The organism is Streptomyces sp. NPDC037290, from assembly GCF_055603245.1.
Window position 1 is genome coordinate 1 of sequence record NZ_JBVJVZ010000008.1, and the last position, 8,304, is coordinate 8,304.

The 8,304-nt window shown below is 71.4% G+C and carries 9 protein-coding genes and 1 pseudogene; 6 read left to right on the plus strand and 4 right to left on the minus strand.

The annotated features are described in order from the left end of the window. A partial coding sequence (locus tag ACZ7HQ_RS26185) for a maltotransferase domain-containing protein (RefSeq protein WP_470994448.1) occupies positions 1-782 on the minus strand: 782 nt, incomplete at its 3' end. Between the two features lie 106 nt (positions 783-888). Then, positions 889-1,188, minus strand: coding sequence for a DUF5133 domain-containing protein (locus tag ACZ7HQ_RS26190; RefSeq protein WP_470994451.1), 300 nt, complete (start codon positions 1,186-1,188; stop codon positions 889-891). Between the two features lie 325 nt (positions 1,189-1,513). On the opposite strand from ACZ7HQ_RS26190, the gene ACZ7HQ_RS26195 reads away from it, so the two are divergent. Both ACZ7HQ_RS26195 and glgX read left to right on the plus strand, forming a co-directional pair. After that, positions 1,514-2,026 (plus strand): pep a2, encoded by a 513-nt coding sequence (locus ACZ7HQ_RS26195; RefSeq protein ID WP_470994454.1) that lies wholly within the window; start codon positions 1,514-1,516, stop codon positions 2,024-2,026. 38 nt (positions 2,027-2,064) lie between these two features. Next, complete coding sequence (gene glgX / locus ACZ7HQ_RS26200; RefSeq protein WP_470995295.1) at positions 2,065-4,182, plus strand: glycogen debranching protein GlgX; 2,118 nt, start codon at positions 2,065-2,067, stop codon at positions 4,180-4,182. A gap of 15 nt (positions 4,183-4,197) precedes the next feature. Here glgX and ACZ7HQ_RS26205 read toward each other — a convergent pair whose 3' ends face one another. Next, complete coding sequence (locus ACZ7HQ_RS26205; protein ID WP_470994457.1) at positions 4,198-5,007, minus strand: VOC family protein; 810 nt, start codon at positions 5,005-5,007, stop codon at positions 4,198-4,200. 128 nt (positions 5,008-5,135) lie between these two features. Here ACZ7HQ_RS26205 and ACZ7HQ_RS26210 point away from each other — a divergent pair, with 128 nt between their 5' ends. Then, a complete protein-coding gene (locus ACZ7HQ_RS26210) occupies positions 5,136-5,450 on the plus strand; it encodes an ANTAR domain-containing protein (protein WP_470994460.1) in 315 nt (104 codons plus the stop codon). 40 nt (positions 5,451-5,490) lie between these two features. On the opposite strand, the gene ACZ7HQ_RS26215 is transcribed toward ACZ7HQ_RS26210, so the two are convergent. Further along, positions 5,491-6,282: an RNA polymerase sigma factor SigF gene (locus ACZ7HQ_RS26215; protein WP_470994463.1), complete on the minus strand. Its 792-nt coding sequence runs from the start codon at positions 6,280-6,282 to the stop codon at positions 5,491-5,493. 226 nt (positions 6,283-6,508) lie between these two features. Between ACZ7HQ_RS26215 and ACZ7HQ_RS26220 the strand changes: the two genes are divergently transcribed. From ACZ7HQ_RS26220 to ACZ7HQ_RS26230, 3 genes and pseudogenes are all read left to right on the plus strand, one after another. Beyond that, on the plus strand, positions 6,509-6,961 hold the full coding sequence (locus ACZ7HQ_RS26220; RefSeq protein ID WP_470994466.1) for a MarR family transcriptional regulator: 453 nt from the start codon (positions 6,509-6,511) through the stop codon (positions 6,959-6,961). A 314-nt stretch (positions 6,962-7,275) separates the two neighbouring features. Continuing rightward, positions 7,276-7,528: pseudogene (locus ACZ7HQ_RS26225) on the plus strand (ABC transporter permease); the annotation flags it as partial. Positions 7,529-7,780: 252 nt separating this feature from the next. Continuing rightward, a partial coding sequence (locus ACZ7HQ_RS26230) for a hypothetical protein (protein WP_470994468.1) occupies positions 7,781-8,304 on the plus strand: 524 nt, incomplete at its 3' end.

Below are 8,304 nucleotides of genomic sequence, written 5' to 3' on the forward strand. Positions count from 1 at the left end.
GCGGTGAGGGTGTTGTTGGGGCCCTTGCGGAACGTCGTGCCGATGGGGTGGACGGGGGGCAGGTAGACGACGTCGAAGCCCATCGCGGCGATCGCGGGCAGCCGGCGCGCGGCGGTGCGGAACGTGCCGTGCGGCTGCTCGGCGGTGCCCTCGGAGCGGGGGAAGAACTCGTACCAGGAGCCGTACAGGGCGCGTTCCCGCTCCACCAGCAGCGGCATCGGATCGGACGCGGTGACCAGCTCCCGCAACGGATGCCGGGCCAGGAGCGCGTCCACCTCCGGGGACAGGGCGGCCTTGAGGCGCTCGTGCACCGACAGGGAGTCGTCTCCGAGAGCCCGCGCGGCGGCGAGGACGAGCTGGCGCTCGGCGCCCTTCGGGACCCCGGCGGCCGCGCGCTCGTACAGCTCGGCGCCCTCCTCCAGGACCAGCCCGATGTCGATCCCGGCCGGCACCTTGACCGAGGCGGTGTGCCGCCAGGTCGCCAGTGGATGACTCCAGGCCTCCACCCGGAAGGTCCAGTGGCCCGTCGCGTCCGGGGTGATCTCCGCGCCCCAGCGGTCACTGCCGGGGGACAGCTCGTGCATCGGCGTCCACGGGCCACGGCGGCCCTTGGGATCACGCAGGACCACATTGGCGCCCACGGCGTCGTGCCCTTCGCGGAACACGGTGGCCGTCACCTGGAACGTCTCCCCGGCCACCGCTTTCGCCGGGCGCCTGCCGCACTCCACGGCCGGCCGGACGTCGCGTACCGGTACACGGCCGATGGCCGGGGTCCTGCGCATGTATCTCACCTCCGCCGTGCGCGAAGCCGGGCACCTGGCCCGGCTCCGCGATCCGAGACGGGCCGACCGACGTCGGTCCGAGGGGAACGCCTTGTACGGTGCCAGGTCAGGGGCTTGGCGCCGTGGAACGCCGCTCCGGTGGCGGCGCTCTTCTGGCCGACCGGCGCGGCCGCGGTCGTCCGTCCTGCTCGCGCAGGTAGGTGACCAGACTGGTGCGCAGATAGCGTTCGGCGGCGTCCGCGGCCTCGCGGGCGCAGCGTTTGCCCATCAGCACGCACAGTGTGTAGCCCGAGTCCTCGAAGGTGCCCCGGACCGTGCGGTCGTGGGGCGAGGCGAGCATCACGCGCTCCCACGCCCGGTAACGCCGCAACGCCCGGGCCACTTCGGCCTTGGCGGGTAGCAGCATTGCCCTCTTCACCTTCCACGCTCTCGACTGGGCGCGTTCCCGACGGTCGGGTGGTGTCCGCACGCGGAAGGGCACGGCACCGTTACGGCGATCGAGGCTTTCACTTATGGTGCACGCACGACGACGCAGCGTCTTGTTGGAGCTTCAACCATGCGTGGTGTCGGGCGCTCATGTTGCACGAATGGCGTAGTGCCCGCACCGTAGAAGTGACTCAGAAGCGATCAGCGCTCACGCTATGTGTCCGGGATCATCCTGGACGGGCATCCGGGATCCCTCCCGGACGGGCGAGGGGAGCGAGAGCTTCGCCGGTGAGGAGCAAGCGACGATGAAGACCGCAGTGCCCTGCTACTACCACCTCGACGTGGAAGTCAGCCCGGAACGGGTGGGACAGGTCAGCCGCATCCTGGCCGCCCACCTCCGCTACTGGGACCTCGAGAACCTCACGGATCCCGTCTGCCGCGGCGCCGAACTCCTGCTGCGGGCGATCGACCAGCACGCCACCGACAAGCACACATCGATCGAGATGTGGTGGAACGGCCAGCACCTCATCACCGCGTTCGGTGACGACGACCCGGATCTGCGCCCCGACCAGGACCTCCGCGCCCCCCTCGCCGACATCGCCGCCATGAGCGACGGCTGGGGCTGCTGTGCCTCCGACACCGGAGCCAAGATCATCTGGTTCTCGCAGCGCGCCCGCGCCGGTCAGCGCGTCCCGCTGGTGCCGACCGCCCCCGCACCCACCCTGCGCACGGGCCTCCAAGTGCCGCGCACGGAGCCGGTGGTGGTGCTGGCCGCGCCGGCGGCCGCCCGTGACGCCGTCCTGGAGGGCAGCCGGTGACCGCCCGCAGGACCAGGAACACCAGGAACAGGAAAGGGCTGCCCGTGTGGAGCGGGCAGCCCTACCCGTTGGGTGCCGCGTTCGACGGCCAGGGCACCAACTTCGCCCTGTTCAGCGAGGTGGCCGAGCGGGTCGAGCTGATCCTCGTCGACGACTCCGGCACCGAGACCCCCGTCCGGCTGCACGAGGTCGACGGCTTCGTCTGGCACGCCTATCTGCCCGGCATCGGCCCCGGCCGGCGCTACGGCTACCGCGTGCACGGCCCCTGGCAGCCCTCGCTCGGCCACCGGTGCAATCCGGCGAAGCTGCTGCTCGACCCGTACGCCCGGGCCGTGGACGGCCAGATCGACAACCACGCCTCGCTGTACGAGCGCGCCCCGGACGGCCCCGCCCCCGCCGACAGCGCCGGACACTCCATGCTGGGCGTGGTCACCGACCCGTACTTCGACTGGGGCGACGACCGGCCGCCGCGGACCCCGTACGCGGACTCGGTGATCTACGAGGCCCATGTGCGCGGCCTGACCCGCACCCACCCGGAGGTCCCCGAGCGGCTGCGCGGCACCTACGCCGGCCTGGCGCACCCCGCGGTGACCGAGCACCTGACCTCGCTCGGCGTGACCGCGGTCGAGCTGATGCCGGTCCACCAGTTCGTCCAGGACGGCGTGCTGCAGGACCGGGGCCTGTCCAACTACTGGGGCTACAACACCATCGGCTTCTTCGCCCCGCACAACGCCTACGCCGCCTTCGGCAGCCGCGGCCAGCAGGTCAACGAGTTCAAGGCGATGGTGAAGGCGCTGCACGCGGCCGGCCTCGAGGTGATCCTCGACGTGGTCTACAACCACACCGCCGAGGGCAACGAACTGGGCCCCACCCTGTCCTTCCGGGGCATCGACAACGCCTCGTACTACCGTCTGGTCGACGGTGACTGGGCGCACTACTACGACACCACCGGCACCGGCAACAGCCTGCTGATGCGGCACCCCTACGTCCTGCAGCTGATCATGGACTCACTGCGGTACTGGGTCACCGAGATGCACGTCGACGGCTTCCGCTTCGACCTCGCCGCCACGCTCGCCCGGCAGTTCCACGAGGTGGACCGGCTGTCGGCGTTCTTCGACCTGATCCAGCAGGACCCGGTGATCAGCCGCGTCAAGCTCATCGCCGAACCCTGGGACGTGGGGGAGGGCGGCTACCAGGTCGGCAACTTCCCGCCGCTGTGGTCGGAGTGGAACGGCAAGTACCGCGACGCCGTACGGGACTTCTGGCGGGGCGAGCCCGGCTCGCTCGGCGAGTTCGCCTCCCGGCTGACCGGCTCCTCCGACCTGTACCAGCACAGCAGACGCCGGCCGCGCGCGAGCGTCAACTTCGTCACCGCGCACGACGGCTTCACCCTGCGCGACCTGGTGTCGTACAACGACAAGCACAACGAGGCCAACGGCGAGGACAACCGGGACGGCGAGAGCCACAACCGGTCCTGGAACTGCGGCGCGGAGGGCGCCACCAAGGACCCGGCCGTCCTCGAACTGCGCGCCCGCCAGCAGCGCAACCTGCTGGCCACGCTGCTGCTGTCGCAGGGCATTCCGATGCTCTGCCACGGCGACGAGCTCGGCCGCACCCAGCGGGGCAACAACAACGCCTACTGCCAGGACAACGAGATCTCCTGGGTGGACTGGGACCTGACGGAGGAGCAGCGCTCGCTCACGGAGTTCACCCGGCACCTGATCGCCCTGCGCGCCGCCCACCCCGTCCTGCGCCGCCACCGCTTCTTCCGCGGCGAGACCGCGACCAACGCCGAGCAGCCACTGCCCGACCTGATGTGGCTCAGGCCCGACGCCCGCGAGATGACCGACCGGGACTGGCAGCGCGGCGACGCACACGCGATGGGCGTGTTCCTCAACGGCGACGCCATCGCCGAACGCGACCCCTACGGGCGCCGCATGGTCGACGACTCCTTCCTGCTGCTGGTCAACGGCTACTGGGAACCGGTCGACTTCCGCCTGCCCGGCCCGTCCTTCGGTGAGCGCTGGACGACCGTGATCGACACCGCCGAGCCGGACGGCATCCCCGACGAACGCGAACGCAAGGCCGGCACCAGGCTTCGCGTGGAGGCCCGCGGTCTGATCCTGCTGTCGCGTCCGTCGAGGGTGGCGAGCTGAGCGCCTGCCCCGCTCTCAGCGAGCCCGGCGGGAGGTCACCGTGAACTGGGCGCCGTCGATGTCCCGCAGGATCGCCTCCGTCTCGTCCTCGCTCAGCACACTGCCGCCGTGCTTCTCCGCCGCGCGGGCACACCCCGGCACATCGCTCACGGCGAAGTGGACCTGCCAGTGCGGTCGTACGGAGGGGTCCGGTGCCGCCTCCACCGCGCCCGAGTCGATCCGCGCCACGATGTCGCCCTGGCTGCGCAGCACCACCTCGCCGCCCTCGTACTCCACCTCGCAGCAGCCCGGCTGCCCCGACGCCCAGCCGAGGATCTCGCCGTAGAAGATCGCGGAGTCGAAGGCGTTGCGGGTGTGCAGCCGCACGAAGGTCGGGGCCGCCCGGCGCCACGCCTCCCAGTTGCCGACCAGCTCCCCCTGCCAGATCCCGAACGTGGCCCCGTCCCGGTCGGCGAGCAGCGCGGCCCGGCCCGGCGGGAAGGACAGCGGCCCGACCGCCGCCGTGCCGCCGCGCTCGCGCGCCCGGGCCACCGCCACATCGGCGTCCGGCACGGCGAAGTACGGCGTCCAGGCCACCGCCATCTGCCACATCGCGGCGACGGCGGCGATCCCCGCCACCGGCACTCCGTCCGCCAGCGCGATACGGAAGTGCTCGCCGAGTTTGGCCCCGCGCCAGCGCCAGCCGAGGACGGCCGTGTAGAACTCCTGGGTGGCCTCGAGGTCCCGGCTGGTCAGGCTCACCCAGCAGGGGGCACCGAAGACGGAGTGCGTGGAGATGATGTCCCGTCTCCGCGGTCCTCCGCTGACGGGGGCGTTGTGGTTCATGGCAGTCGCGTCCTGCTCTCGGGGCCGGGCGGCCACCGGTCTGGGACCAGTGTCCGCCCGGGAGGGGGTGGGGTGCCTGTCGAGTACCACCGGTGGCACCGGTCCACGCCACCGTGGACGATGGGGGCATGGGAGCGAGCGAGCCGGACCGGATCGCCGAGCTGCAGGCGCAGGTCGACCAGTTGAAGGAGGCCGTCGCATCCCATGCGGTCGTCGACCAGGCCATCGGGATGATGGTGGCCCTGGGCAGAGTGACCCCGGACGAGGGCTGGGAGGTGCTGAAGGAGGTCTCCCAGCACACCAACATCAAGCTGCGCAACATCGCGGAGCTGATCCTCATCTGGGGGCGCCGCGGTGACATTCCGCCCGAGGTCCGCGCCGCGCTCGAGGACACGCTGGACCGGTACGGGCCCACCCAGGTCCCCGGGGCCGCGGAGGAGTAGTCCCGGGCCGGGGGCGGCGGTGGTCGTGCCTCGGTGGGGCTCAGCGGACCTCGGCGAGCAGTTCCTCGCGCATCCGGTCGAAGCAGGCGCTGAGCAGCCGCGAGACGTGCATCTGCGAGATGCCGAGCTGCTCGGCGATCCGGCTCTGTGTCATTCCGCCGAAGAACCGCAGGTAGAGGATGGTGCGCTCGCGCTCCGGCAGGGCCTCGAGACACGGCTTGACGGCTGCCCGGTCGACCACGAGGTCGAACCCCGGGTCGGGCCCGCCGAGCGAGTCCCCGAGGGCGTAGCCGTCGGTGCCGGCCACCTCGGCGTCCAGGGACAGCGCGGAGAAGCACTCCAGTGCCTCCATGCCGGTGCGCACCTCGCCCTCGGTGAGCCGCGTGTAGGCGGCGATCTCCGCGACGGAGGGCGGGCGGCCGGAGGTGCTCTGGGCGAGTTCCTTGGTGGCGGTGCGGACCCGGTTGCGCAGGTCCTGCACGCGGCGGGGCACGTGCAGGGTCCACATGTGGTCGCGGAAGTGGCGCTTGATCTCGCCGGTGATGGTCGGCACCGCGTACGCCTCGAAGGCGCGTCCGCGCTCCGGGTCGTAGTGGTCGACTGCCTTCACCAGGCCGAGAGCGGCCACCTGGTACAGATCCTCCAGGGTCTCCCCACGGCCGCGGAACCGCACGGCGATTCGCTCGGCCATGGGCAGCCACAGTCGGACCAGTTCGTCACGGAGCGCCCGCCGCTCGGGGCCGTCGGGCAGCTGCGCGAGCCGCTCGAAGGACTCCGCCGTGTCGGGGGCGTCGTCGTGCGGATGGGGGGACGTGCTGCCGGTGACACGCATCGTGCGCACCTCTCTCAGGTGCCGGTAGGACAGACACCGTGGGAGGGGCTCGGACCATGGAAAGGGCACCGGGGCGTCCGGCGATGCCGGTCCCACGGACGTGCCTCCTGTCCGAAGCACTGTCCTTCGTTTTCCCCCTCAGGGGCATCACAAAACAAACAGGGGCAAACCGGATGTGAGTGACCTTCGCGGGCATTACCTCTGTAGCAGAGGTAATCTTCCCGTCGTGGAGTCCGAGGCCTTCCCGGACGAGCTGGCGGACGCGCTGGTGCGCATCCAGCGGCTGATCCGGAGGCGGTTGCGGGGCGGGCTGAGCGGGCCCCGGCTGGGCGGTGCCGAAGTGGAGCTGCTGCGGCTGGTCGAGTCCCGGCCCGGCACCGGCATCTCGGACGCCGCCAGGGAACTGCACCTGGCGAGCAACTCCGTCTCGACCCTGGTCAACCAGCTCGTCCGCGGCTGTCTGCTCCGCGAGACCGACCCCGCCGACCGGCGCGCCGCGCGCCTGCGGCTGACCGCGGCGGCCGAGAAACGGCTCGCTGACTGGCAGCGACGCCGGGCCGAACTGTACGGCCGGCACGTGTCCCGGCTGGACGACACCGACCGCGAGGCCCTGCGCGCAGCCCTCCCGGCCCTGCGCAAGCTGGCAGCCGGCCTGCACGAGGAGACCGACGAATCATGACGAATGCCGACGACCACGAGGGCGATCCAGGCGCCATGACACGGAACGTGCCCGCCACTCGGCCGGCCGGGCCGGTCGGTCCGCGGCATGGCGCGGAGGGTCCGGCGGACAGCGCATACCTTCAGGCGGACGGCAGCACCCGCGCCAACGCCGCCGAGGCGCCCGTGCACGCTCCCGCGATCCCCGACGCTCCCCGGGTCCCTGCCGCTCCCCGCGAGGGCGAACGAGCCCACCATCGGCCTGGACCCCCATCGCCCGTACCGGCGTCTGGGAGCAGTACTGCGACCGCGTCGGCCCGATGCACCGCGGCCGCCCGGATCCGCGCGATACCCACCGGCGGCATCCCGTACATCGACTACCTGGCGCCCGGCGTCATCGCCCAGGCCGCGATGTTCATCGCGATCTTCTGCGGCATCCAAGTCGCTGATCCAGGCGATCGTCGTGATCGTGATCGCCGCGCTGCTCGGCGTCGGCCTCGCCGTGGTCCTCGCCTCCGCGTTCTTCTCCTGTCTGTCGATGACCATCGCCGGTATCGTCCGCAGTCAGCCCGGCATCACCGAGACGGGATACAGGGCGTGGGAGCCGAAGAACAGCGGCGCGGCCTGCTGCTCGGCCGACCGGCCCGGTGATCTTGTCGCGGACGTGATGTGCGGCACGCACGCGTACCCCCTCCGAAGGCGCCGCGAACGGATTCTTCCTGGGCAGCGCTTGATCACCGATCAAAGCGGGCGAACCCCCTGGGCATAGCGCATTCCGCTCATTTGACAGTGCGCTCGGCGCACAGATAGACAGCAGCTCTCGAAGGTCGAGAGGGGCACTGTGTACGAGCCGAACGTGGTCGGGGACTGGCACGAGTACGACGAGCACGCCGGTCTGCGGGTCCGCGTCCACCGCCTGGAGGCGACCGAGCCGCCGCGCGGACGCGACGACGCCGCCGCCGGGCTGACGTACTTCAGTGTCCGCGTGACGGTCGAGAACCGCGGCGACCGGCCCCTGGGCATCCACCTGGAGGACGGCCAGATCGACGTGCGCGTCGGCCCCGACGGCGAGGGCGCGTTCATCGACTGGCGCAACTCCCAGTTCGTCGAGGGCTTCGACGTCTACCCGCTGCGCCGGGCCACCGCCGTGCTCTACGCCGCAGCGCCCGAGGCCGCCCTGGCCCACGTGGACGTACAGGTGCAGCTGCGGGTGGACGAGGAGTGGGCCGACCGCCGGCTGTGGACGGGCGGCATCGGCGTCCTGGAGGCGACCCCGGGGGGGGGCCTCGTCGGGTCGGTGGGGGGAGGCCTGTCCGCACAGGGCAGCGACGTCCTTTGGAGAGGAAAGGAAAATGGAACCCCCCT

Bases quoted from the DNA above. Each gene is read 5' to 3' on its own strand.
- ACZ7HQ_RS26190 (WP_470994451.1), bottom strand. From the start codon at position 1,188: ATGCTGCTACCCGCCAAGGCCGAAGTGGCCCGGGCGTTGCGGCGTTAC.
- ACZ7HQ_RS26195 (WP_470994454.1), top strand. From the start codon at position 1,514: ATGAAGACCGCAGTGCCCTGCTACTACCACCTCGACGTGGAAGTCAGC.
- ACZ7HQ_RS26205 (WP_470994457.1), bottom strand. From the start codon at position 5,007: ATGAACCACAACGCCCCCGTCAGCGGAGGACCGCGGAGACGGGACATC.
- ACZ7HQ_RS26210 (WP_470994460.1), top strand. From the start codon at position 5,136: ATGGGAGCGAGCGAGCCGGACCGGATCGCCGAGCTGCAGGCGCAGGTC.
- ACZ7HQ_RS26215 (WP_470994463.1), bottom strand. From the start codon at position 6,282: ATGCGTGTCACCGGCAGCACGTCCCCCCATCCGCACGACGACGCCCCC.